Origin of the sequence: Herminiimonas glaciei, assembly GCF_042664955.1 — a bacterium.
Taxonomy (GTDB): Bacteria; Pseudomonadota; Gammaproteobacteria; order Burkholderiales; family Burkholderiaceae_D; genus Oxalicibacterium; species Oxalicibacterium glaciei.
Genome location: NZ_JBHTBU010000001.1, coordinates 367,089 through 389,359, shown reverse-complemented (window position 1 = coordinate 389,359; position 22,271 = coordinate 367,089). Strand labels below are relative to the sequence as shown.

Here is a 22,271-nt window from a genome sequence, read left to right as displayed (position 1 = left end):
AGGCTTCCTTCATTTCAATGGGGTTGGCGACGGCAACTTCCATGTGCCGTTCATCGCTGCTTCGCTCGGGCCATAGATGCGTGCGACCAGGCTGTAGGATGCCGGCGGTGCGGGCAACCAGTTGCTTTCGACATCTTTCCCTGGTGACGCATGCCCCACGTACAGGGTCAAACCGCCATCGGCGTCATACTGCAAACCCGGCGTACGGTCACCTATCGAGTAACGATTCAGTGGGTTGGCATACAGAAAGCGGTCCGGCAAGGCGTACAGGGTGATCGACCAAAAAAATTTCGCCGGTGGCAACTGCCCTTGCGGAAACCGCAGCACCTGGCTAATGCTGCCATCGCCGACGAAACCGCCATACCAGGCTTCGGCCAGGTCATTGCCATACAAACCCATCGCGGCGGCAACATCGCGCGTCAGGTAATCTTCACCCAGCGCTGCGCGCGAACCGAAGATGCCATTCGAGCTATGCGTGACGCTTATCCTGCTTTTGATTGCAGCCTGCGCATCAGCCACACCCTTATCAATCGCAGCCAGGATGGCCGGATCGACGTGCCTGGCATCCCACTGCGCGCCAGGTTTAATCCCGATTTTTTCCATACGCTTGCGTAAAGCCACTTCGCTGGTATGCGGCACCGGCACGAAGCGCAACAGGAAATTCAGGTATTCGATGAAATCATGCGTGGCGGCCTTTGCCTTGTTATACGGTGGAAAAGTCAGGCCTTCAGCAGGCGGTGGTGCCGGCTTATTCAGAAAAGCACTCAAGGGCGTAATCTTGATGCCGGCCTGTACTTTCTTGACATTGTCGATATCCTGCACGCCGTTCAGCTGGGTGCGCCCGAGGATGCCGACGATCTCGGTTTCGCTGCGAAAGACTTTTTTGAAGTTATCCGGGATGGGGCCCGACCATTGCGGTCCGACCATCAGGTAATCGCCGGCACCATTACCGGTGGCGCGCGAACCAATGTAAGCGCAGTTATATGTAAACAGATCAATGAATTGCAGGACGTAATAACGATCAGCAGGAACCTCAGGTACGCTGATCACCATCGGTTCTGCCCGCAAGTCCAGCCAGGCCCATGAGTACGGCGTGTCATTATTTGGCGTAACGACATCATGGTTATCAGGCGTAAACGTCTGTGCATAATGACGGAAGCGATTAAAGCCGCCGACGTATCCGGGAGCATCCTTGACCACAGCCTGCGAATACCAGGTGTTATAGCTTTCCATCATCGCAAACGCGTAGATATAGGCATCCTTCGCAATTTCCGCTGCTTCGTCGACCGGCAAAGAGTTAGCCATTAATATCCCAATCAATTGATGATAAACGTCCACTTGGATTTCCGTCGTGACCGGTGCGACATCGCCACACCGGTCGGCACTTGCCGCGGGATCAACCGTTGGTCGGTGCGTCTGCCATCTTTCTCATTACCTCGTCGAGATTGAATGCAGCTGCTTTTTGCGCCGGCGGGAATTCCGCGAAGGTTGACAGGAAGCGCCCCACGATGGCCTGGGCCGCAAATATCATGTAGCCCTTGCTCATGTACCAGTCGTAGTAAGTGTTTGAAGTGATGTCGGCACGCTCATACGGGTCGGTACGCAAATTGAAGATTTTGGGGCAACGCAGCTTGACGAAGGGATCCATCCAGATGCGTAAGGTACCCTCGGTGCGCTGTTCCATGAAGGTGAGCTTCCAGTTATCGAAGCGCACCGCCACCACGTCGCCATCGTCACTGAAGTAGACAAATCCCTTGCGAGGACTTTTCTTTTCCTTGCCGGTCAGATAAGGCAACAGGTTGTAGCCGTCGATATGATTCTTGAAGGTCTGGCTGCCAACCTTATGCCCTTTCTTCAATTTTTCGACGATGTCGGGCTCACCTGCCAGCGCCAGGAAAGTAGGCAACCAGTCGTGATGATGGATGATCTCGTTGGAAATCACGCCGGCGTCGATTTTGCCGGGCCAGCGTACCAGCTCGGGAACGCGGAAGCCGCCTTCCCAGTTGGTATTTTTTTCGCTGCGGAAAGGCGTCATGCCGCCATCCGGCCAACTATTCATGTGCGGACCGTTATCCGTCGAGTAAATCACCAGGGTGTCTTCGGACAAGCCGAGTTCGTCCAATGCATCGAGTACCGAACCGACGTTTTTGTCATGGTCGATCATGGTGTCGTGGTAAGGCGATTGCCAGCGGCCGGCCTGTCCTATGCTTTCAGGCTTGGTATGCGTGCGCAAATGCATATGGGTGAAGTTGACCCAGACAAAGAATGGCGTGTCTTCCGAGCTCTTGCGTTTGATGAAGTCGATGGCTTTTTCGGCGATTTCATCGTCGACGGTTTCCATGCGCAGGCGTGTCAGCGGACCTGTATCTTCAATTTTTTGTTTACCGACCTTGCCGAAGCGCGGATCTACGGTGGTGTCATCCTTATCGGTCGCAAAGCAATGCAATAGTCCGCGTGGACGGAATGCCTTGCTAAACCCCGGAAAATCTTTTTCCGAAGGGTAATCCGGATCTTCCTCCGCATTCAAGTGATAGAGATTGCCGTAGAACTCATCGAAGCCATGGACTGTCGGCAGGAATTCATTGCGGTCGCCCAGATGGTTCTTGCCAAATTGGCCGGTCGCGTAACCGAGTGGCCGTAACAGGTCGGCAATCGTCGCATCCTGTTTTTTTAAACCCACATCCGCGCCTGGCACACCGACCTTGGTCAGTCCGGTGCGGAAGCCGCTTTGCCCGGTGATGAAGGATGCACGCCCGGCGGTGCAGGACTGTTCGGAATAGGAGTCCGTAAACATCATCCCTTCCTTGGCGAGACGGTCGATATTCGGTGTCTGGTAGCCCATCAGCCCGTGTGTATAGCAGCTCAGGTTTGCGATGCCTATGTCATCACCCCAGATAACGACGATATTGGGTTTCTTCTTTGCCATGTCCATTCCTTTACGATAGTTAACAATAACGACCAGCAGCCTTAGGCAAGCAAGCCGAACCACAACTTTCCATCCTGGTATTCACTTAACAAATCAAACTTCTTCTCCACTACTCCTTCAAATCGCACGTATCAGTACCGCTAAAAATGCATAACAACCAATCAGCAACAGACAGGTTGCGACCGCAAAGATCGGTGTCTCGACCGGCGCCCGGGCCGGTCCCGCCAGTTCTGCAAAATCGCGGTTCCATAAATAGCGTGCAAAGGCGCGGTACTGCCACAAGGCCACCAGCAATGCGAGCACACCGGCGGCGATCAGGGCCAGACCCATATAGCGCGGCATCTCCGGATGGCGAATCGGTACAGCATTGGCGACGATCAAATTGCTGTGGAAGAACTGCACGATAGTGAAACCGAAACCAATCAGCGCGGTTGAGGTACGTACCCATGACATCAAGGTGCGCTCCAGGCTCATCCTGGTCCGCAACCATGAAAAATGACTCTCTGCGGTTGGCCTGACCTCGAAACGCCCATGCTCGTGTTCGGCACCGAGGAAGCGGTCATGCAAACGTGCAAACCAACCATGTTTTTCTTCCTTGCTCATATCTGGCCTCATGTATAACTTGTGAAAATTGCCCGCTAAAACAACAAGCCTGTCAGTTTGTCGACGATGTCATCGAAAGGCAGCGCCATCAGCGCGACCGGGATAAACGGTACGAAGGCGGCGACCGCCAGCATGGCCACACTCTTTGGATGGATGGGGACCAGCCACATTGCATAAACGCGATCCACCACCTGGTACAAATCGGTGGCCGATGAAAAATCCGGCCGGTCCATCATGGATTCATGCGCGATTTGCGGGTCATGCAGCCACTTGCGTTCAAACTCAAGGCCAAAGCGGTCGGCCAGGCCACCGTATTGCAAGGTGCCGCGGCGCCAGGCCCGCAACATTTGATCGAGGAACACCAGCAGCGGAAGATTGAAAAAGAGGACGACGCCGACAACAAAGAACAGCACCAGGTAATGGTAGGAAGTCAGCGATGCACCGGCATATACACTGTTGGCAATGGCACCGGCAACCAGCACGCCGAGAGCGGTCGCCAGGACGGCAAATGCCTGCGACGAATAGCCGACAAAACCCAGGCCCGCCGCACCATCCGGATGGACCGGGATCAGGCGCAACTCCAGCCTTGAAACCAGATACAGGAAACGCCCCCACAGGCAGAGCCGCCATACCCAGCTCAGCAGCAGGCACAGCATGACCGGCAGGCTGACCAGCAAGCCCCACCAGCCGGCGGGAGACGGCACTTTGCCGACATGTGTGCTGACGGTAATCCATGCCGGAACCCCGTCGAAGGGCCGAGCCTCGTAGATCGCGGCAATGCATAGGTAGGCGAGGACAATGACCGCTACCTCTATCCACAGCATATTCAGCAAGCGCTGGGTAGACGCAATAATGTCCAGGAAGGCCTGGCGCTGCGCATCGGCGACTATTTCAGATTCGAGGAAATGCGAAGCCAGCGCCCCTATGCGCGGTATGCAGATACCTTCGGCGATGATGAGTAACGGCACCACTATCAGGTAGCGCGCATGGGTCCCGAAATCCGGCCAGAAGCTGCTGTTGTCATGCCCAGGCAGCGCAGTTAGAAATGCCAGCGGCAACCAGCACAGCGCCATCGCAAACAAGGCGCGCCGCAATACATTGGGTTTATCCACGGCCAGCAGGCCAACCACGCCCTGGATCTTGTATAGGGGTCCGCCACTGAAAGGTTGCGCTGCGCTCGCCTCTGTTCCAGTCCCATCATCCTTGCCGGAACCCGGTGCAGGCGGTGCTGGTGGCCGCTCGCCAGCTTCATCTGCTCGCGTCGATAACAGAACGGTTTGCGCCATGCCGTCGCGTATGCATGTTTTCATCCAATGTTGCAGTGCCTGTCCGGCAGAATGCATGGCCGCGCGCGCCATCAGCATCGCCGGCCTTGGCCGGTGATCAGTCTCGCCCTGCGGTGCTCCTGCTCTGATGCTCAACATATCTGTCTCTCATCGATTTATCAGGCGGATCAGACGACTTCCATCGTCCTGTTCTCATGCTGCTCATCATTACCCAGGACAAAAAAGAAAAAAATCGTTCATTAGTGAGCAAAGCCATTGCCCTTTAGTGCATTCCGGCCAGGCAGCATTGCTAGCTGCCTGGCCGGAGACGCTTGCGTTTCGGCTTTAAGGTGAGCGCGGTGTTTCAATCGACAGGGATTCCCCTTCTTTTATGACCGCTTCGACCTGGTCACCTTTCTTGATATTGGCCAGGGCTGTCGGGTCAGTCAGGTAAAACACACGCGTCCGGCTGGCACCCTTCAACGTGACGCTGCCATCCTTTTTGTTCACGGCAATGACGTCGGCGACGATATGCGTTTCACGCGTGGCGGCAATACCAGGCTTGTCACCTGCCTTGGCGACGTATGCGGTTTCAGCGACAGAACGTTCGCGCAACTGTTTGCCGGCCTGTGACTTCTGCAAACTCAAGACCACCGATTCACCTTCGCGCAGTACCAGTTGGTCTCCAACCTTGATCTGAGCAAAATTCTTTACTTCCGGTCCGGCCGGCACCACGATTTCTTCACCACTGCTGCGCTTGACCGTAAATTCGCGACGTTCGGCATTCACATTGGTAATCGTGCCGCGTACGACACGTTTGCCGGCTGCGGCAACCACGCCCTTGCCGCGGCCAACCACCAGCACTTCTCCACCGGCAGGTGTGGCCGTGGGGGCTTTTGCATCCTGTGCATAGGCCGGGTTAATCGATAAAGCCAGGGCGAGCAATGTGAGGCTGGTAACTTGGATATACATGGTGTTTCTCCTATGTTGTGAATGCATCTGGGTAAAAAATGGAACGCGAAGCCAGGCATTGATCATGAATATTCATTGCCCTTAATAAAATTGGTCTATGGTGCGACCGGCCATGCCCTTTGATGCATGGCGTGACAATTCAAAATGCTTCACCTACATATAAGTAAACGGCGCGGTCATCCTTGGTAAAGGCGACATCCAGGCTGACGTTCATCTTGTAATCCTTGCTGGCTTGCCAGCGCAGGCCGGCACCTATCGACGGCAACATTTTTTGCTGCAGCAATTCATTGAATGAAGGACCGATACTGCCGATACCGCCAAAGGCCACCGCGCCCCAGCGATGCGCAAGGCTCCAGCGCACTTCGGCCTGCGCCGCCAGCATCGCCTTGTCGCGGTACTGGCCGGTGGTGTAGCCGCGCAAGTCATTGTTGCGGCCATACATACAGAGATCGCTGAAAGGTACATTGCCGCCCACCACACAGGTGGCGACACGTCCGGCCACCACTACTCCCGCGCTATACGGCCAGTAGCGATTCCATGACGCAGAGAATTGACGGAAGTTAACGTCGCTGCCAAAAGCGGATGTGTAGAAATTCAGATTGGCTTTGGCATAAGTGCCGGTGGTCGGATAGAAGCCGTCATCGCGCGAGTCATATTCGATAGCCGGCCCGAGCGAGGCCGTAGTCCGCCTGAGGTCGGCTTCCGGGATGACCGCACCTATACGTGGCAGCTGCGACAAATCCATCGCACTTTTCAGATGCGTATTCTGGTAACGCAAGCCTAGGAACCAGTGATCACCGACCTGGTACAGCGCCTGCACCATGCCACCGGTACCGACCTGGTTCAAGGGAATGGATACGCCACGATCACCGGCGGCAGTGCCGATACCGTAAAATTTCAAATCCAGATCGGCATGGCCTATACCGGCGATCACCCGTAAGCGGTTTTGCATGAAGGTCGCCTGCTGCACGATGCCCACCATGCTGCTGGAACCGGCCTTCATCACTGCCACCCCGCTGATCCACGGGCGCTCACTTTCGTTCGGGTTATACAAGGCAAGCCCAACCAGGGTCAGCCCCGAACCCAGGGCCGGATTGGATTGCGGAATGGGGAGTACAACGAAGTTGGTTTTCTTGACCGGTTTCTTCTCGGCTTCTTCGGAAAATTTCCCGGCGTCATTCACATTGGCCGTCATCTCATGCGTCGCGCTAAGCGCATCGGATTGCGCATGGCAGATACCGATACCGGCGATAGACAGCACCAGTAGGTACAGGACAAACGAGGCCGCCGGCCGCAATATGGTCATGTAAGGGAATTACATGAAGAGCAAACTCAGGCTGACACCGATCGAGTAACCCTTGGGGCGGTCCTTGGTATCGATATCCCACACTGCCCGTGCACTCGCCGAACCCGGATTATTTCCGATTTTTCCACTCCAGGTCATGATAGGCCCCAGCCCTACTGCGCTGCCGCGAAAGCCATTCAGGCGATCCGCCAGTGCGCCCTTGTCATCACCCAGTTGATAAATCACGCCACCGACCACGCCGAGGTTGGTGTCTTTCGCAACACGTGTGGTCCACAGCGCTTCAGTGACCAGCAAAGGGGCATTGCGGTAATCGGTGTCCTTGTTCTTGGTGTAAAACTGCAGCATACCCATCGCGGTGAATTCGCCACCGTCCTTGTTTAAACTGGTGTAAGCAATGGTCGGCATGAACGTCCAGGTGTTTTGCCCGTCATTCGCAAGCCGCTTCGGGTCGTAACTGGCGCTCGGTGCATAGATAGGCAGCGACAGCGACATGTGTTCGGTTTTACTAAAGTGGTAACCGGCGATGATGGGCGTGACCAGGATATCGGCGATGCCGGTCGTCGAATCTGAACTGCCGCTGGCCAGGGATCCAGCCTGTAGTGAGGTCTGGGCCTTTATATATTGCAGTGGTATGCCGATTGCCGAAGCATAATTCCACTGACCCGGGCCGGTGTCCCAGATGCGCGTGACGTTCGCGATCGTATAGGAAGCCTTGACCTTGATACCGGCACTCACCTCACCTGCAATCGGCACTTGTCGCGAAGCGCCAATATCGCCATCGAAATAAATACTCTGTACCGACACCGCCCACCCGGGTTCCGGCGGCACGATACCGGCATTCGAAGATATTTGTTGAGCCGTGATAGGCCGCCCCATCGTACCTTCTGTCGCATGTGCCGCACCCGGCAATATGAAAATCAAGGAACCGGCAATCGTCAGGTATTTGCGCAACATGTCTGATCTCCATGGGATAGCGATATGCGCACAGCATGGAGAAAAGGCGTTTCGATTGCACTTGTATCTTGGTGATAAGAATAGTGCCCCTTGGTGCAAGTCTGTCGTCCAACGTGGCCGCGGACAGTATCTGCCCTAACGTGCATAAGCGTTTGCCTCAATCGGCAATATTCAAGACGGCCCGCATGCTTCACGCTTTCATCACGAAACGCCTGAGGCTAAAAACATACGAAAAAGCACAGGTGACTGACAGGGCGGCGACCGGGGAGGAAGACAGCATGGATGCACACGAGAAACAGCGCACCGAAGCCGGGCTTTATCAATACAAACGCATGGCAACAGGCAGTACGGTCCAGCTCAGTTGTTTCAGTGTGTGGATTGCATCTTCGTTTGGAGACTGAGTCATGAGGCCTGCTGATGCGCCGTGGAAGATCGCGGTAGTTGAGGATGACAATGGCTTGCGCGCCGCCATCCTGCGCATGCTCAATGCCTGCGGCTGGAATCCGGTGGGCTTCGCTTCGGCCGAAGGCTTTCTCGAATCCGCAGTTGCGGACTCCGTCGATTGCCTGGTGCTGGACCTCTATCTGCCGGGGATCTCGGGCTTCGAGTTACTGGAGCAAATCAAGGCCATGGGGAGAGATATACCCATCATTTTTATTACTGCACAGGACGACGAAAAAATACGGGTACGTGTCCAGGGCGTAGGAAAACTATATTTACCCAAACCTTTTACCGGGCAGTCACTGGCTTCCAAGGTAAGGGATTGTCTGAAGCATGCTGGTCCACTTTAAAAAGGAGAAACACATGAAACTGCGCGCCATCATGTTGCTGGCCTTGACGACACTTCTGGGAGCCTGTGCCAGCAGCCCCACCGTCACCGTTGACAGCGATCCGGCGGTCAACTTCGCCAAATACCGTACCTATACCTGGCTGGCCCGGCCGCAGGTCAGCAATCCCTTATTCCAGCAACGCATCATGAGCGGTGTCGACGCCCGTTTGCAGGCAGCAGGCTGGCGTCCCAGCAATGCCGGTGACGTCACCGTCGTCGCCCACGTCGCCACCGCGCAAAAGCAATCCATCAGTACCTTCTATGATTCCGGCCCTTACGCAGGCTGGGGCTGGCGCGCAATGCCGGCACCCGGCATGGGCAGCGCCACCACGGTCGTCGATACTTATCAAACCGGCACGCTGGTGGTAGACCTGTTTGATACCGCAAATAAAAAAGCAATCTGGCGCGGTACCGCCGAAGCGGATATCCCGGACAAACCTGAACAAACCACTTCCCTGCTGGATGCCTCACTCGACAAAATGTTTGCCGGCTTCCCGCCCGGCAGCGTCGTCAAGGCCAAGTAAAGCAGTACTGCTCACCCGCTTGCAAATACAACCGGAAAATTGTTAACAATTGATAACGATTTTGCTTGCGGAGTGAGCACTTCGCATTTAACATTCCTTCAAGAAAAAGCAAAAACACTTTGCCCTTTGGTGCAGGATGCTCTGCCCTTTAGGCCAATATTCCTGCCCCTGTTATCAGGCGCATGATGCATTCCCCCACCTAGACTTTCGATAAAAAAACGAAAGCAAGGAAAAGTTGCCGCAAGGAAAATTAAGGAATACAGTCGTATTTGTTAAATCAATAGCCTTTTTGTTCCACGTATTTTGTCGCGTCGACTTTTTGGAGATGTCGCATGAACGTAATAGAACTACAGGACAAGGCTGAACCAGCCGTCATCAGAATCGTTGACGACGATCCCTCTTTCAGGCGCGCGCTGCAGCGCTTGCTCCAGACTACCGGTTACCGTGTACTCGACTATAGCTCGGTCGGTGACATGCTCCTGTCGGGCATCGGCAATGAATCCGGCTGCATCATCCTCGACATTAATATGCCCGGCCCCAGCGGCCTTGATCTGCAGGAAATGCTGGTCGCCGATGCACATCCGCTACCTATCATTTTCATCACCGGCGAAGCCACGGTGAGTGATTCGATACGTGCGATGAAAGCGGGAGCGGCTGATTTTTTCTGCAAACCACTAGATAGCCAGGCCCTGCTCAGCACACTGGACAAGACCCTCAGGGACGCCGCCTGCAAGCGACAGAAAAGCAAGGACCTGTCCGACCTGGAAGCACGCTACGCAAGCCTGACCTCGCGCGAAAAAGAAGTGCTGGCGATGGTGACGCGGGGCGCACTGAATAAACAGATCAGTGCCAAGCTTAGCGTCGCCGAACGTACGGTAAAAGCACACCGTGCCAGGGTAATGGAAAAAATGGAAGTCAAAACGCTGGCCGAACTGGTGCATGTCGTTGAAAAACTCCACATCGAATCCGATTCGGTATACGAGACTTCGTTTAATTCAGCGCGGTTTTCGTGACGGGCAAGCAGACTCTCCCTATTCTGCAAACGCTCTTCCAATGGAGTCGCCTAAGTTCAAGCAAGGGCTTGCGCACCTGCATTGTGTTCATCGCAATGCAGGTATGTGCTTGGCCTGCGACGGCAGACCACGTCAAAAGAATACTGGTGATCAATCCCGCAGAGGTCTTGTCCCCCAATGCGCAAATGATCGATCACGCGATGTACGAGGTATTTTCCAAATCGTCGCAAAAAGTAGAAATTCTTTCCGAGCACCTGATCAGGCACAGTGAACCACCCGGCAAACTTGAACAAGATGCAATCGACCTGATTGCCAGGAAATACAGTGATCGTCATATAGACCTGATCATAGGCCGGGGCGAACGTGCACTGGATTTTATCGAACGCAACGGACAAACGATCTGGCCTGACACGCCGGCAATGTATTACTCCTTGTCCAGTCCCGACATTTACTGGCGCCAGCGCCCACAACATATCAGCGGCGTCTTTATTGACTACGACTATGCGGCGAACCTGGCGCTCATCATGCAGCTGCAGCCCACCGTCAGGCATATCATCCAGATAGTGGAATCGCCCCATCCGGAAGAAATCCAGCAACTGCATACCAAACTGGCCGCCCTCGCCAAAGCCAAACAGGCAGACTTGCATGTAGATACCATAGGCGAAAGACCCCTGGCCGATTTGCTGAGCTTTGTCGCGGCACTCCCGCCCGATACTGCACTGCTGGCCATGACCATAGATGATGATCGCGACGGCGTACGCTATGCGACCGATGAAGTGGTACGGGCAATTTCGGAGAAATCCAGTGTGCCGCTATACGGTATGCGCAGCAGCTATATGGGTAACGGCGTAGTCGGTGGCCAGGTCATCAACCTGAGCGAACATGGCCGTGAAGCCGGACAGCTGGCACTGCAACTGCTGAAAAACCCGAACGGCGGTCCGTATACACAAATTAGCCAGAAAACCCGTTGCGTACTGGATGATCGCCAAATCCGGCGTTGGGGATTTGATTTAAACATTATCCCTGAAGACTGCGAACGCCCTTTTAATACCCCCACCCTGCTGGAACGCAATGCGATGCAAATCATCGCCTTCGCACTGATGACAGCTGTCATCATGCTCTTGATCTTCGGCCTGCAATGGCAGCGCAAGAAGAGACTGCGCGCGGATGAAGAAGCGAACCGTCAACGTACCGCCCTGGCCCATGTGGCACGCCTGGGCAGTGTCGGCGAACTCACTGCTTCCATCGTCCACGAAATAAACCAGCCACTGGGAGCGATCCTCGCGAATGCGGATGCAGCGACCATGATGCTGAACCAGCAATCACATCCGGATCAGGAACTCAGGGCTATCCTGGCGGATATACGCGATGATAATTTGCGCGCCAGCCTGATTATTCAAAAACTACGCGTACTACTGAGCAAGCGTTCGCTGGAATCCAAACCGGTTTCATTGAACGAGGTAATCAATACCTCGCGCAGCCTGCTCGGCAATCTCGCCATCAAGCATCACGTCACGATTGCAACCGAGCTGGCGGAAGATTTGCCGCTGATCATGGGTGACAGCACTCATTTGCAGCAAGTCCTGATCAATCTCGCCTCCAATGCGATGGAAGCTATGGAAGCAGTTCCGCCCGCACAAAGAACACTCTCGATAAGGACCAAACATAACAATCCTTCCCATATCCAGCTGATCGTCGCCGACAATGGTCCCGGTATCCCGACCAATATCCTGCCGAATATCTTCGAGTCGTTCTACACAACCAAACCGGAAGGCATGGGCATGGGGCTCGCGATTGTGCAAACCATCGTCGATGCCCATAGCGGACGCATCGACGTCTTCAATAATCCCGGCGGCGGTACGACTTTTGTCATTACCTTTCCGGTGGCAAAGCACTTTAAGTAGATCCGGGGCCTCCACCGGGCGCATTTATCCTTCCCGCGTCAGACTGATATCTTCTTTAAACCTGAAAATCCACTGACCCAAGCGCAAGTGCTGACTAAGCGCTATATTTTGATTTGAGCGTTTCATTTACTTCTTGTTTTTCCATCGGGTCAGGACAGACGCATGAAAGTCATCAACCGCATACTCAAGGCCAATGAAGGACGCGATCCGCAACGACTGGCGATGAAGTACGCTGCCATGCGCACCGATCCATTTGTCTTTTTACGCGCGACTTGCCACCTGTTCTATGACCGCTTGCCGAAGGATGGGATGTTCAAATCATCACCATTGGTATGGTCTTGCGGCGACTTGCATATCGAAAATTTTGGCAGCTATAAGGGTGACAACCGACTCGCCTACTTCGATATCAATGATTTCGATGAAGCCGCGCTCGCTCCTGTCCCGTGGGAACTATCCCGATTGCTGGTCAGCATCCTGGTCGGGGTCCCATCGCTGGGCCTGTCCAACATGGATGCGCATACGCTGGCCCAGGAATGCATGCATGCTTATAGCCATGCGCTGGGACTCGGCAAAAGTCGATGGGTGGAAAGGGAAACCGCATCCGGCCTGGTCGGCCAGTTACTGGATCAGGTACGCCTGCGCTCGCGTGTCGACTTCCTTAACAAAAGAACCCTGAAAAGCAAGGGACAACGGCGCTTCCGTATCGATGGCAAGAAGTTGCTACCCATTTCCGAACTGGAGCGCAAGCAGATCCATCGTTTCATGTACGACTTCGCGCAGGCGCAAGACCAGCCCGGCTTTTACAAGACGATCGATATCGCCCGTCGCGTCGCCGGTACCGGCAGCCTGGGTGTGGCACGTTATGCCATCCTGGTCGAAGGCAAAGGCTCACCCGAGCAAAATTATTTACTCGATCTAAAACAGGCTCTGCCCTCGTCCATCGCCAGACATTTACCAAAACTGCAGCCTGAATGGAATAATCATGCGGAGCGCGTCGTCAGCTTGCAAAGAAGGATGCAGGCGGTTTCCATCGCCTTCCTGCATGCGGTTGAAATCCAGGGTCAGTCTTATGTGTTGCGTGCCTTGCAGCCCACCGAAGACCGGGTACCACTGACAGGCCAGCAGCATCACCTCGATCATTTACTTGGTGTGGTCCGGGTTATGGGCCAGTGCCTGGCGTGGGCACAGCTACGCAGCGCGGGGCGTCAAGGATCTGCAATTGCCGATGCACTCATCGATTTTTCCGCACGCAAGAAATGGCAGGCCAATCTGCTGCCGGTATGTCATGAACTCGCGGCCCGGGTAAAAGAAGACTGGCGCAGCTATTGCACAGCATATGATGATGGAATATTCACCCTTGCTTGACTTTTAAACGATAGACCTATCCGACCACCTTATGCCTTCCTTCGATCAAATCCTCTCGGTTTACTGGTCAGGTCCCCACCTGGACGCCAGCCTCCACCTTGTCGTCACTTTATTGGTCGCCCTGGCGCTCGGCGCGCTCGTTGGCTATGAGCGCTTTTATCACGGCCATGCGGCGGGGATGCGTACCTACGGCGTAGTGTGCATGGCGTCGGCCGCTTTGATTGCGATCCTTGGCCATCAGGAAGTCTGGTTCGGTGCGCAGTTTGTTCCTGTGGTCGGCCCCGATCCCACGCGGGTGATACAGGGGATCGTCACCGGCATCGGCTTCCTCGGTGCCGGTGTGATCGTACATGAACAATATTCAACGCATGGCCTGACAACGGCGGCATCGATCTGGGCTTCATCGGCGATTGGTATCCTGGTAGGGCTTGAACTGTATCCGGTGGCGGTCGGCCTGTCCCTGCTATCCAGTATTTGCATGGCTTTCGGCGGCAAACTGGAGAACGCCCTGCCGGCACAGGAAGGCATTGCGGTGGTGATGGAATTTAGTCACGAACACGCGCCCGCCACCACGATGCTGTATCAGTTCGCGCAAGAAAACGGCTACCAGATTGCACAACGTTCGCTCTCTGTCAGTCGCCGGGAACAAAAAATTGAATGGCGCTTTATTGCGATCGATATTGATCGCAGCCATGGCGAAGCAATTACCCACCTGACGCAAAAACTGGAAGAGATCAAGGACCTGACCGGATTCCAGCTGGCCCATGCACGCGGGTAAACGTGCGCAAGTCCGCGTTTCATATGGCAAGACCAGCTTAAGCCAGCTTGTTGGTATCCAGCTTCTTGCGCAAAGAGCTCACACTGTTTTGCGTATCCACTTTGGGATTCAGGCGCAGGGCTTGCTCGAACGCGGCCATGGCTTCCGGTAATTGTCCGAGCAATTCATATGATTCGCCGCGTATGCGATGCGCCAATGCACCCCAGTCGGCCCGGTCTTCGGCGCCCTCCTGCAACGCTTCATCGGCAGCGAACAAGGCGATGATCGCGTTATCCGCCGTGGGGGTGGTCTGCAGCAATTCGCGCGCCGCGGATATCTTCGCCACATAATGTCCGATCCCCAGCCTCGCATCCTGAAATAACTGCTGATCCCTGAATTCACCCTGGCTTGAATAAAAAAATTGTCCGAGGGATTTGTGCACTACGCCGACGGCTTCAAGTTCACCTGCGGCATCCACATCAAAAGTGTATTGATCAGGCCAGCCGGTTGCCGGCAACCGTGAAAATACCAGCCGGCCCAGTTTAATATCCAGGATCTCAAACAGGTCGGCATCGGCGTTCAAGGCATTGGCTGTTTGTACCGCTGCATATCTTCCGCAGTCCGAAATACCAATGTTGAAAATATTGGCGTGATAGCACTTGCGATAGAGTTCATTGCCCTGGCTATCAATTGCGACCAGCGCACCTTCCAGCTCTGAACCGCATCCGGCATCGACCAGGATATAAGTCCCGGTATTGGAAACTGCCGCACCCATCGGATGGGCGAAGGAGTTCAGCTCGTGCGCAACTGTATCCGACTCATAATTAACCAGGATCAGCCTGCCATTCCCGCTGTCATTGTCAAAGACTTTGCAGCCCATGACCCAACGCTGATCCGGGGAACAGTAAGCCCGCCCGGCAAACAAGGGATGTGTGAGTTGCAGCCAGCGATCCTGCAGGACGGCATTGCGATTTTTTTCACCCGCAAACTTGCCGCCGCCCAAGGCAGCACGCAATTTGGAAATCAATCCCATCTTTCCCCCTCATTGAACAGTTCTGCTTCACCCGGTCAAATGTTTAACCGTCTGAATCTGCTGTACTTATTCAACACGCGGCTGCTGGCTGAAATGAGTTGGCGTATCAGACAAAAGCAGCGTGCAATTGAAGGATTGCACATTGCATGCCAGCTACAAATTCATTGCGCGAGCGGTTTGGCCTACTAGGGGAATGGATGAAATACTATTTAAAAACAATAGCTTAGGATAATCACCCTGCTGATACCCTGCCTTCCTGGGACTTTGATAAGGACAATGATGTTCCGCCGTTACGTTACAAGGGGGTACAAATTGTTTCGAAGTACAGTCGATGAAATTATGCGTATTGACAGGCCGCATCGGGATAAGCCCACCGGCCAAAGTATGCGGGCGGATTGCTCAGCTGGCTCCTGTTCAGTGCCAGGCACTGCCGACCTGGATATAAAACGCGCTGTCAGTCCTGCTGCGCGCCACATCGATACCCAGTGAAAGCCCCAGCTTGCGCGCGATCAGATAGCGGAAACCCGCACCCACGCTGGCGGCGGTCGATGCGTTCGAAAAGTCATTCCACTTGCCATACGCTTTGCCAACGCCTGTGAAGCCCAGCACCGACCAGCGCGGCGTGACGTCCCAGCGCAATTCCACTTCAGTGACGACGGCATTCTGATCCTGGTAACGGCCTTTGGAGACACCGCGCAGATCGACATAAGGTTGTGCGTAAAACGGAATATCGCCACTGGAAAAACGACCGTCAGCGCGCAGCCCGAGTATCCATTTCTTGGAGATCGGCAGCCAGGTAAAACCACGCGCATTATATTGATTGAAATCCTGCTTGCCGCCGAACGCACCGCGGGCGAATTGCGCCTCGAACTCGGCGTAAGTACCGCTACTCGGATAGAAGATGTTATCGCGGGTATCGTAATCGACCACCAGCCCCATCTTGCCTATCTTCAGGTCCTTGCCCTGGAGATTGAGTTCATTGGCGACTTCACCGGTAAAGCGCGTATTGGAATCGAAGTAGACATAGCGCGGACCGACATACCAAGGCGTATCACCTACCCGTGCCAGCAATTGCTGCATGAAGAACACACCGTCAAGTTCATAGCCACGTGGCCGATTGGACTGGCCGTAGTAATCAAGTTGCGCATCCATCTTGGCGATCGCACCCAGGTAGCGATAGCGATCCCCATCCCATGTGTGGAAGTGCGCGAGGCCGGCACCCCAGGTGCCGTTTTCTGTTTTTGCGCCGCCCAGCACCGTCATATTCGGCGGTGCCATGCCTTTACCGCTTTTCTTGGCATCAGCCGCAGCTTCGGAAATTGATTGTGAAAAAAATGCCAGGCCTATGCCCAGGCCATATCCTATCGCCGGTTCTGTAATGATGGTCGGCACGACCAGCGCACCCTTGTGATTGAGCAGGAAGTCACTCAAGTCCAGCTTGCCATCTCCCGGATCAAAAAACTGGATGGGCTTGTCATCGGCATGTGCTTCCGGTACGGCCGCAAAAGCGAGAAGCAGGCCGACAACAATGGCTGTCAGCACGCCACGTCCCATGGCTTGGCTATCATTTGTACGGAATGGCAAAGCGAAGTGAGCTTGCATGCGATCTACCTTCCGATATTTTTCTGCAATACATGACATCAAGCTGGCGCATGAAACGACCAGGCACGGACATACATGCTCTGCTAGGCACGGAAGGGAGACAATCGTACTTTAGGGTGCGACTAAATGCCCTAAGGTGCATTTAGCAGGATGGAAGGTGGTAAAGCGTAGTAAATGATTTTTGCCGGCAAGCCTGCTATTCCAGCGACACTGGAAATAGCATGGCCTGATGGATTCAATTTACGCAGTGATTTATCTGGATTGTGACAACATGCGCTCAACATAACGCGCAATCAAATCTATCTCGAGGTTGACCTTGCTGCCAACCTTGAGATGCTTGAGCGTCGTGACCTGTACCGTATGCGGAATCAGGTTGACCGAGAAGGTGCAGCCATCCGTACTATCGGCCACGGTATTCACCGTCAGTGATACGCCATTGATAACGATAGATCCCTTGACCGCGATAAACTTGCCCAACTCTTTTGGTGCCGTCACTGCCAGCAGCCATGATTCACCTACCGGTTCAAACTTGCTGACCACACCGAGTCCGTCGACGTGGCCGGACACCAGGTGGCCGCCGAGGCGTTCCGACAGGGTTACGGCTTTTTCCAGGTTCACTTCACCGAGGGCATCGAGTCCGGCTGTGCAATTCAGGCTTTCACGCGAGACATCGACATCAAACTGCTGGTCCGTCTTCGCGACTACCGTCATGCAGGCACCATTGAGCGTGATCGAATCGCCGAGCGCAACATCGGCCAGCGGCAAGCCACCGGCATCGACTGTCAGGCGGTGTCCGGCTTCAGCATCGCCGAGCGGGGTAATGTGGGTAATTTTGCCTATGGCAGCGACGATTCCAGTAAACATGATTGCGTGAAAATTAGTTAGATGAAACGAGCAAGGATACGCAAATCGGCGCCGATCTGCTTGACCTCATGGAAAGTTAAGTTTTTCTTATGTTCCAGCGACTCCAGCGGCGGCAGGTTGAACATGCGCTGCGCATCGCCCAATAAAGTCGGCGCCAGATACACCAGCAACTCATCGACGCAGCCTTCGCGTATCAAGGAGCCGTTCAGTTTAAAGCCTGCTTCTACATGCAATTCATTGATCTGGCGTCGTCCCAGTTCCTGCATCAACGCCGCCAGGTCAACCTTGCCGCTGGGATTCGGCAACACAATGATTTCATGACCCAGGTCGCGCAGTGGCTTTTCTTTTTCCGGATTGGCTTGCGCCGCCACGATCAGCGTACCGCCACCGCTCAGCACACGCGCATGCGGGCTAATCTGCAAATGGCTGTCAATCACGATGCGTTGCGGCTGGCGCGGTGTATCGATGGCACGTACCGTCAATTGCGGATCATCTTCCATTATGGTACCGATACCGGTCAGGATCGCACAGGCACGGGCGCGCCAGTAATGGCCATCCGCACGCGCTTCGTCACCGGTAATCCATTGGCTGATGCCATTATGCAGCGCGGTCATGCCATCCAGGCTGGCCGCACTCTTCATGCGCACCCACGGCTTGCCATGCTGCATGCGCGACAGGAAGCCGATATTCATTTCCCGTGCTTCCGCTTCCAGTACACCGCAACTGACCTGTATGCCAGCCGCTTCCAGCCGTGCCAGGCCCTGCCCTGCAACCAGCGGATTCGGATCGGCGATCGCCGCCACCACGCGTGCCACCCGTGCTTTTATCAAGGCGTCGGCACACGGCGGTGTACGGCCGTGATGGCTACATGGTTCCAGGGTGACATAGACAGTCGAGCCGCTGACGTCGAAGCCGCGATCTGCGGCATCATTGAGCGCCTGCACTTCGGCATGCGCATGGCCGACCGGTTGCGTATAACCGCTACCGATGACTTTGTTTTCCTTGACGATGACGCAACCGACGCGCGGATTGGGTGTGGTCGTGAACATGCCCTTGGCAGCCAATTCCAATGCCAGTCGTATGCCCTGTACGTCGCTATGAATTTCCACGAGAGTCTTTACCAATGATGAAGTCGTTAATCGATAGCGGCCCGCTTGCCTTCAGCAGCCTGCCTTGCGCGGATTGCAAACGCGTGGCCGACCCAGGAAGTTGATGACGAGCTTGCGCGAATGTGGCCCCAGTTCCAACAACCAATGTCCGGACTGTGCGATCTGCTTACCCGCATTGCTACGGCTACGGCCGCTACCGTTGAATGCGATATATTGTACTTTCGAATCGCTAAAGCGAGGCGTGATACGCAGATCCCGGATATTGGCACGGTAGGAATGGATGATCAGCTCGTCCTGGTCCGGCCGCTGGTTATTGTTTTCATCGACAAAAACCAGCCAGCCATTACTCCATTGCCGCCCATCCAGCGGCACCAAGTCGACCCGCCGCCCACGATGGATCGCCTCAGAGCGCGCCATGTTGACCGCCATAAACAAGGCATTGCTACTCGTCGTCAGGCGCTGGCTTTGGATCAGGCTGGAAAAACCGGGAATGGCGACTGCCAGCAGCGCCGCGCTTATCGACAGGATGACCAGCAGCTCGATCAGCGTGAGTCCATCTGACACTGGATGACGCTGCATCGCCTTACCAGCAATCATTCGCAGCCGCGGATTTGTCACCACGGCTATCGAGGGTCAGGGTGCCGCACACGAAATCGCGGTAGGACGCATCTACCCTGTCAGTACCGGGTCGGGCCATCAGGCGTATGCAATGACGGATTCCGCTACTGTCACAAGCTTCAGCACTAATTTCATAGGAGCTGCTCTGTTCACTGGTACCGGAGTACCAACTGAATTGCCGCTCATGTTCATCGCCAGAAGTCGCAGAGAAAGGCAAGTAAGTCGTATGTACCGAATAATAACGTTCCTGCTGCTGCATCAACCGCATCAAAGCGGCACGCCCTTCCGCCCGCTTACTCTTGATGACTGCATTCTGATACGAAGGAATCGCCAGGGTCGCCAACAAGGCAACGATAAGCAGCGCTACCACTATTTCTATCAGTGTAAAACCGCTGTTCACTCGCATCGCCGCCCCTGGCATTTTCTGTCAACAAGCGACAATTCCGGCCAATTGATCATTTCGCGCCAGCTCAGCCGCCCAGCCCGCAGCGGTGCCTGGATAACGGACGCACCTGCAGGTAGTGATTTACGATAAACAGTTTGCAGCACTACCTGGGTAGTCTCGCGTGCGCCGAAGCCGATTGCCGTCACCCGATAGAAATACGCCGGCTTGCCGCTGAATTGGCTAATACTTTTATCGTCCAGTAATTCGATTGCATAGCGTGGAGCCCTGGCTGGCAAAGAGCCCGCACCAAAAGGAAAGGCATTCCCGGTAAAACGACCATAAGCCACGGTATGCACGGTAAGCGGCGCATCATCGGTAAAATCGAGAGTCTTCCAGGTCGGTGTCCTGCCATCTGCAATGGCGCGACACAAACCCAGATAGACGTTCTGTATGCCGCTGCCGCAGGAACTATCACCAGTCTCGGGAAAGCCCGGACTACTCTCGGCAGAGAAAATATAGCTGCGCGATTCACTGATATCAGGTGAATGCCGGATATCCAGTTCAGCATCAAGCAATGCTGCTTCCGCCGCCTGGAAAGCGATCAGTCTGTCCCTGTCATTGCGCGCCGTCTTTTCTCCCTGCAGCGCAATCTGTGCCGTGGCAACTCCCAACAACAGTACCAGTAGCAACATGATGAGCGTAGTGAACAAGGTCGCGCCGACTTGCAGCCTGCTGCATCGGTGTGGATATGTCTTCATGGTGCCGAGCCGCCAATATCGTTACGCAGCAATATGGTTTGCGTAAACACTTTCCTGATGCGCTTTTGCACGGCAGGCGGCAGGTTTTTCTCGTCGATGCGCGTACCTTTATCATCGGAGCGCCCATAGGCCCTGCCGAATAAATAATGGACCTCGCGTGGCACATCTGTCCGGGCTGTCTGTTCGCTGCGTATCAACAGCGATACCCTGATGGAACGTATCCTTTTCCAATATGTCCTGCGATTTTTATCGGCTGCACGGGCTAGCGCATTTTCACCTGTCAGCGGCATGGCATCATCGAGGGCATCGAGATCATTGGCATTGATAAAGCGATCTGCGAGCCCGTCGCCATCAACATCTACACCATACAAAACCTGGAACGATTCAACACCACGGGCAATCGCATCAGCGCTCCATCCCTTCTGCGAGCGATATTTGCAGCGCAATTCGGGTTCACCGCCACTGTCCCGCGCCACATAGAAAATACTCCAGCCGCGTGCTTCATCCGCATGTTGCTGCGAAGCGGGCGCAGGCACAATCAAGCCGGCACAATTGACGATCACTTCACCATCACCAAAGAAACGCAGGGCCAACACATCGCTGCCATGCACGGTAGCCGAAGATGCCGCCTCCGCCAATGCCGGACCAGTCCGTTTCAGGCTGCGCGCATCCATGCCCATGATGTCGGGGCTGAAGTCCGCCGTGCGACGGATCGGAGTACCGTCGCCATCCCGGTTTTCATAGCCGGCCTGGCGAATGGAGCGCGACAACATTTCAATCGCATAAGGCCCGGTCTCCTGCACCTGTGCGTTTTGATCCTGCGCCAGATAAGCGGCTTTCCCAGATAAGAGCAAACCGGTAGCACTCAGGATGACAAACAAACCCAGGCTCAGCGCGATCATGAGTTCAATCATCGTCAAACCTGTTTCGTATTCCCGGCAGGTGGCGGATTTCATGTCGATCCCAATGCCAGCATCAGCACGACTACAGGAGCAGGGGCCACGGCATCTGCTTCTTTCCCCGCCCACGCTATCTTGATTGCGATGGCGGCATTCGGAGCATGCATGCAATCCCAGCGGTACTGCCGCCGCGCGCTATCCCATGGCTGTGCATCCCGGCAAATGCGAAGACGCGCATCAGGAAAATCCTGCGCGACGCGGTGCAGAAAATACTGGATGTCGAAACCGGCCGGTTCACCGACATGGGTAACAGACGCTGGATAATCAATGCCAAGGTAAGGATTGCTTTGCGTCGCTGCGCTATGCGCCGACATCGCATCGGCCATTTCAACAGCCAGGTGCAAAGCCTTGGTCTGCAAAGCGGAGTGCTGTGACGTGCGCAATGCAGTCAATTGCATACCGACGGCACCGACTACGCCAACTGCCAGTACGAATATGGAAACCAGGACTTCCATCAATGAAAATCCGTTTTCTGCAGAAGTCGTCATGCCTTCCCTCCGTCGAAACGTTCGAATGCGAGCGGAT

General features: G+C 54.9%; 22 protein-coding genes. 6 read left to right on the top strand and 16 right to left on the bottom strand.

All coding sequences use genetic code 11. The features are described from left to right. Positions 1-9 precede the first annotated feature (9 nt). The 7 genes from ACFQPC_RS01830 to ACFQPC_RS01800 all read right to left on the bottom strand — a co-directional run bounded on the left by ACFQPC_RS01830 (position 10) and on the right by ACFQPC_RS01800 (position 8,026). Positions 10-1,305, bottom strand: coding sequence for a DUF1254 domain-containing protein (locus ACFQPC_RS01830; protein WP_382269941.1), 1,296 nt, complete (start codon positions 1,303-1,305; stop codon positions 10-12). 91 nt (positions 1,306-1,396) lie between these two features. After that, positions 1,397-2,926 (bottom strand): arylsulfatase, encoded by a 1,530-nt coding sequence (locus ACFQPC_RS01825; RefSeq protein ID WP_382269940.1) that lies wholly within the window; start codon positions 2,924-2,926, stop codon positions 1,397-1,399. Between the two features lie 117 nt (positions 2,927-3,043). Then, positions 3,044-3,529 carry a YidH family protein gene (locus ACFQPC_RS01820; RefSeq protein WP_382269939.1) on the bottom strand — a complete coding sequence of 162 codons (486 nt, stop codon included), beginning with the start codon at positions 3,527-3,529 and terminating at the stop codon, positions 3,044-3,046. 35 nt (positions 3,530-3,564) lie between these two features. Further along, positions 3,565-4,953, bottom strand: a complete 1,389-nt coding sequence (locus ACFQPC_RS01815; protein ID WP_382269938.1) for a hypothetical protein — start codon at positions 4,951-4,953, stop codon at positions 3,565-3,567. A 186-nt stretch (positions 4,954-5,139) separates the two neighbouring features. Then, positions 5,140-5,766, bottom strand: a complete 627-nt coding sequence (locus ACFQPC_RS01810; protein ID WP_382269937.1) for a hypothetical protein — start codon at positions 5,764-5,766, stop codon at positions 5,140-5,142. 139 nt (positions 5,767-5,905) lie between these two features. Then, positions 5,906-7,072 (bottom strand): BamA/TamA family outer membrane protein, encoded by a 1,167-nt coding sequence (locus ACFQPC_RS01805; RefSeq protein ID WP_382269936.1) that lies wholly within the window; start codon positions 7,070-7,072, stop codon positions 5,906-5,908. 9 nt (positions 7,073-7,081) lie between these two features. Beyond that, positions 7,082-8,026 carry a SphA family protein gene (locus ACFQPC_RS01800; RefSeq protein ID WP_382269935.1) on the bottom strand — a complete coding sequence of 315 codons (945 nt, stop codon included), beginning with the start codon at positions 8,024-8,026 and terminating at the stop codon, positions 7,082-7,084. A 404-nt stretch (positions 8,027-8,430) separates the two neighbouring features. Between ACFQPC_RS01800 and ACFQPC_RS01795 the strand changes: the two genes are divergently transcribed. From ACFQPC_RS01795 to ACFQPC_RS01770, 6 genes are all read left to right on the top strand, one after another. Further along, positions 8,431-8,817 (top strand): response regulator transcription factor, encoded by a 387-nt coding sequence (locus ACFQPC_RS01795; RefSeq protein WP_382269934.1) that lies wholly within the window; start codon positions 8,431-8,433, stop codon positions 8,815-8,817. Positions 8,818-8,830: 13 nt separating this feature from the next. Then, complete coding sequence (locus tag ACFQPC_RS01790; protein ID WP_382269933.1) at positions 8,831-9,379, top strand: DUF4136 domain-containing protein; 549 nt, start codon at positions 8,831-8,833, stop codon at positions 9,377-9,379. Positions 9,380-9,711: 332 nt separating this feature from the next. Further along, on the top strand, positions 9,712-10,392 hold the full coding sequence (locus tag ACFQPC_RS01785; RefSeq protein WP_382269932.1) for a response regulator transcription factor: 681 nt from the start codon (positions 9,712-9,714) through the stop codon (positions 10,390-10,392). 146 nt (positions 10,393-10,538) lie between these two features. Then, entirely contained in the window at positions 10,539-12,296 is a 1,758-nt protein-coding gene (locus ACFQPC_RS01780; RefSeq protein WP_382269931.1) for a sensor histidine kinase, read from the top strand. A gap of 162 nt (positions 12,297-12,458) precedes the next feature. Next, a complete protein-coding gene (locus ACFQPC_RS01775; protein ID WP_382269930.1) occupies positions 12,459-13,661 on the top strand; it encodes a DUF2252 domain-containing protein in 1,203 nt (400 codons plus the stop codon). Between the two features lie 31 nt (positions 13,662-13,692). Then, entirely contained in the window at positions 13,693-14,439 is a 747-nt protein-coding gene (locus ACFQPC_RS01770) for an MgtC/SapB family protein (protein ID WP_382269929.1), read from the top strand. A 37-nt stretch (positions 14,440-14,476) separates the two neighbouring features. On the opposite strand, the gene ACFQPC_RS01765 is transcribed toward ACFQPC_RS01770, so the two are convergent. From ACFQPC_RS01765 to pilV, 9 genes are all read right to left on the bottom strand, one after another. Continuing rightward, on the bottom strand, positions 14,477-15,451 hold the full coding sequence (locus ACFQPC_RS01765; RefSeq protein ID WP_382269928.1) for a tetratricopeptide repeat protein: 975 nt from the start codon (positions 15,449-15,451) through the stop codon (positions 14,477-14,479). Between the two features lie 414 nt (positions 15,452-15,865). After that, entirely contained in the window at positions 15,866-17,053 is a 1,188-nt protein-coding gene (locus ACFQPC_RS01760; protein ID WP_382269927.1) for a BamA/TamA family outer membrane protein, read from the bottom strand. 252 nt (positions 17,054-17,305) lie between these two features. After that, on the bottom strand, positions 17,306-17,917 hold the full coding sequence (locus tag ACFQPC_RS01755) for a riboflavin synthase (RefSeq protein WP_382269926.1): 612 nt from the start codon (positions 17,915-17,917) through the stop codon (positions 17,306-17,308). 17 nt (positions 17,918-17,934) lie between these two features. Beyond that, complete coding sequence (gene ribD, locus ACFQPC_RS01750) at positions 17,935-19,026, bottom strand: bifunctional diaminohydroxyphosphoribosylaminopyrimidine deaminase/5-amino-6-(5-phosphoribosylamino)uracil reductase RibD (RefSeq protein ID WP_382269925.1); 1,092 nt, start codon at positions 19,024-19,026, stop codon at positions 17,935-17,937. A gap of 51 nt (positions 19,027-19,077) precedes the next feature. Continuing rightward, positions 19,078-19,605, bottom strand: a complete 528-nt coding sequence (locus ACFQPC_RS01745) for a GspH/FimT family pseudopilin (protein ID WP_382269924.1) — start codon at positions 19,603-19,605, stop codon at positions 19,078-19,080. A 4-nt stretch (positions 19,606-19,609) separates the two neighbouring features. Beyond that, positions 19,610-20,050 (bottom strand): type IV pilin protein, encoded by a 441-nt coding sequence (locus tag ACFQPC_RS01740; protein WP_382269923.1) that lies wholly within the window; start codon positions 20,048-20,050, stop codon positions 19,610-19,612. Continuing rightward, positions 20,041-20,787 carry a pilus assembly PilX family protein gene (locus ACFQPC_RS01735; RefSeq protein ID WP_382269922.1) on the bottom strand — a complete coding sequence of 249 codons (747 nt, stop codon included), beginning with the start codon at positions 20,785-20,787 and terminating at the stop codon, positions 20,041-20,043. The genes ACFQPC_RS01740 and ACFQPC_RS01735 overlap by 10 nt, the downstream gene beginning before the upstream one ends. Continuing rightward, on the bottom strand, positions 20,784-21,743 hold the full coding sequence (locus ACFQPC_RS01730) for a PilW family protein (protein ID WP_382269921.1): 960 nt from the start codon (positions 21,741-21,743) through the stop codon (positions 20,784-20,786). The genes ACFQPC_RS01735 and ACFQPC_RS01730 overlap by 4 nt, the downstream gene beginning before the upstream one ends. Beyond that, the gene (gene pilV / locus ACFQPC_RS01725; RefSeq protein ID WP_382269920.1) at positions 21,740-22,234 is read right to left on the bottom strand and encodes a type IV pilus modification protein PilV; all 495 of its coding nucleotides are present in this window, start codon (positions 22,232-22,234) and stop codon (positions 21,740-21,742) included. Before pilV ends, ACFQPC_RS01730 begins: the two co-directional genes overlap by 4 nt. Positions 22,235-22,271: the final 37 nt, after the last annotated feature.

Coding starts and splice junctions, on each gene's coding strand:
- ACFQPC_RS01830 (WP_382269941.1), bottom strand. CDS start 1,305: ATGGCTAACTCTTTGCCGGTCGACGAAGCAGCGGAAATTGCGAAGGAT.
- ACFQPC_RS01825 (WP_382269940.1), bottom strand. CDS start 2,926: ATGGCAAAGAAGAAACCCAATATCGTCGTTATCTGGGGTGATGACATA.
- ACFQPC_RS01820 (WP_382269939.1), bottom strand. CDS start 3,529: ATGAGCAAGGAAGAAAAACATGGTTGGTTTGCACGTTTGCATGACCGC.
- ACFQPC_RS01815 (WP_382269938.1), bottom strand. CDS start 4,953: ATGTTGAGCATCAGAGCAGGAGCACCGCAGGGCGAGACTGATCACCGG.
- ACFQPC_RS01810 (WP_382269937.1), bottom strand. CDS start 5,766: ATGTATATCCAAGTTACCAGCCTCACATTGCTCGCCCTGGCTTTATCG.
- ACFQPC_RS01805 (WP_382269936.1), bottom strand. CDS start 7,072: ATGACCATATTGCGGCCGGCGGCCTCGTTTGTCCTGTACCTACTGGTG.
- ACFQPC_RS01800 (WP_382269935.1), bottom strand. CDS start 8,026: ATGTTGCGCAAATACCTGACGATTGCCGGTTCCTTGATTTTCATATTG.
- ACFQPC_RS01795 (WP_382269934.1), top strand. CDS start 8,431: ATGAGGCCTGCTGATGCGCCGTGGAAGATCGCGGTAGTTGAGGATGAC.
- ACFQPC_RS01790 (WP_382269933.1), top strand. CDS start 8,831: ATGAAACTGCGCGCCATCATGTTGCTGGCCTTGACGACACTTCTGGGA.
- ACFQPC_RS01785 (WP_382269932.1), top strand. CDS start 9,712: ATGAACGTAATAGAACTACAGGACAAGGCTGAACCAGCCGTCATCAGA.
- ACFQPC_RS01775 (WP_382269930.1), top strand. CDS start 12,459: ATGAAAGTCATCAACCGCATACTCAAGGCCAATGAAGGACGCGATCCG.
- ACFQPC_RS01770 (WP_382269929.1), top strand. CDS start 13,693: ATGCCTTCCTTCGATCAAATCCTCTCGGTTTACTGGTCAGGTCCCCAC.
- ACFQPC_RS01765 (WP_382269928.1), bottom strand. CDS start 15,451: ATGGGATTGATTTCCAAATTGCGTGCTGCCTTGGGCGGCGGCAAGTTT.
- ACFQPC_RS01760 (WP_382269927.1), bottom strand. CDS start 17,053: ATGCAAGCTCACTTCGCTTTGCCATTCCGTACAAATGATAGCCAAGCC.
- ACFQPC_RS01755 (WP_382269926.1), bottom strand. CDS start 17,917: ATGTTTACTGGAATCGTCGCTGCCATAGGCAAAATTACCCACATTACC.
- ACFQPC_RS01745 (WP_382269924.1), bottom strand. CDS start 19,605: ATGCAGCGTCATCCAGTGTCAGATGGACTCACGCTGATCGAGCTGCTG.
- ACFQPC_RS01740 (WP_382269923.1), bottom strand. CDS start 20,050: ATGCGAGTGAACAGCGGTTTTACACTGATAGAAATAGTGGTAGCGCTG.
- ACFQPC_RS01735 (WP_382269922.1), bottom strand. CDS start 20,787: ATGAAGACATATCCACACCGATGCAGCAGGCTGCAAGTCGGCGCGACC.
- ACFQPC_RS01730 (WP_382269921.1), bottom strand. CDS start 21,743: ATGAAATCCGCCACCTGCCGGGAATACGAAACAGGTTTGACGATGATT.
- pilV (WP_382269920.1), bottom strand. CDS start 22,234: ATGACGACTTCTGCAGAAAACGGATTTTCATTGATGGAAGTCCTGGTT.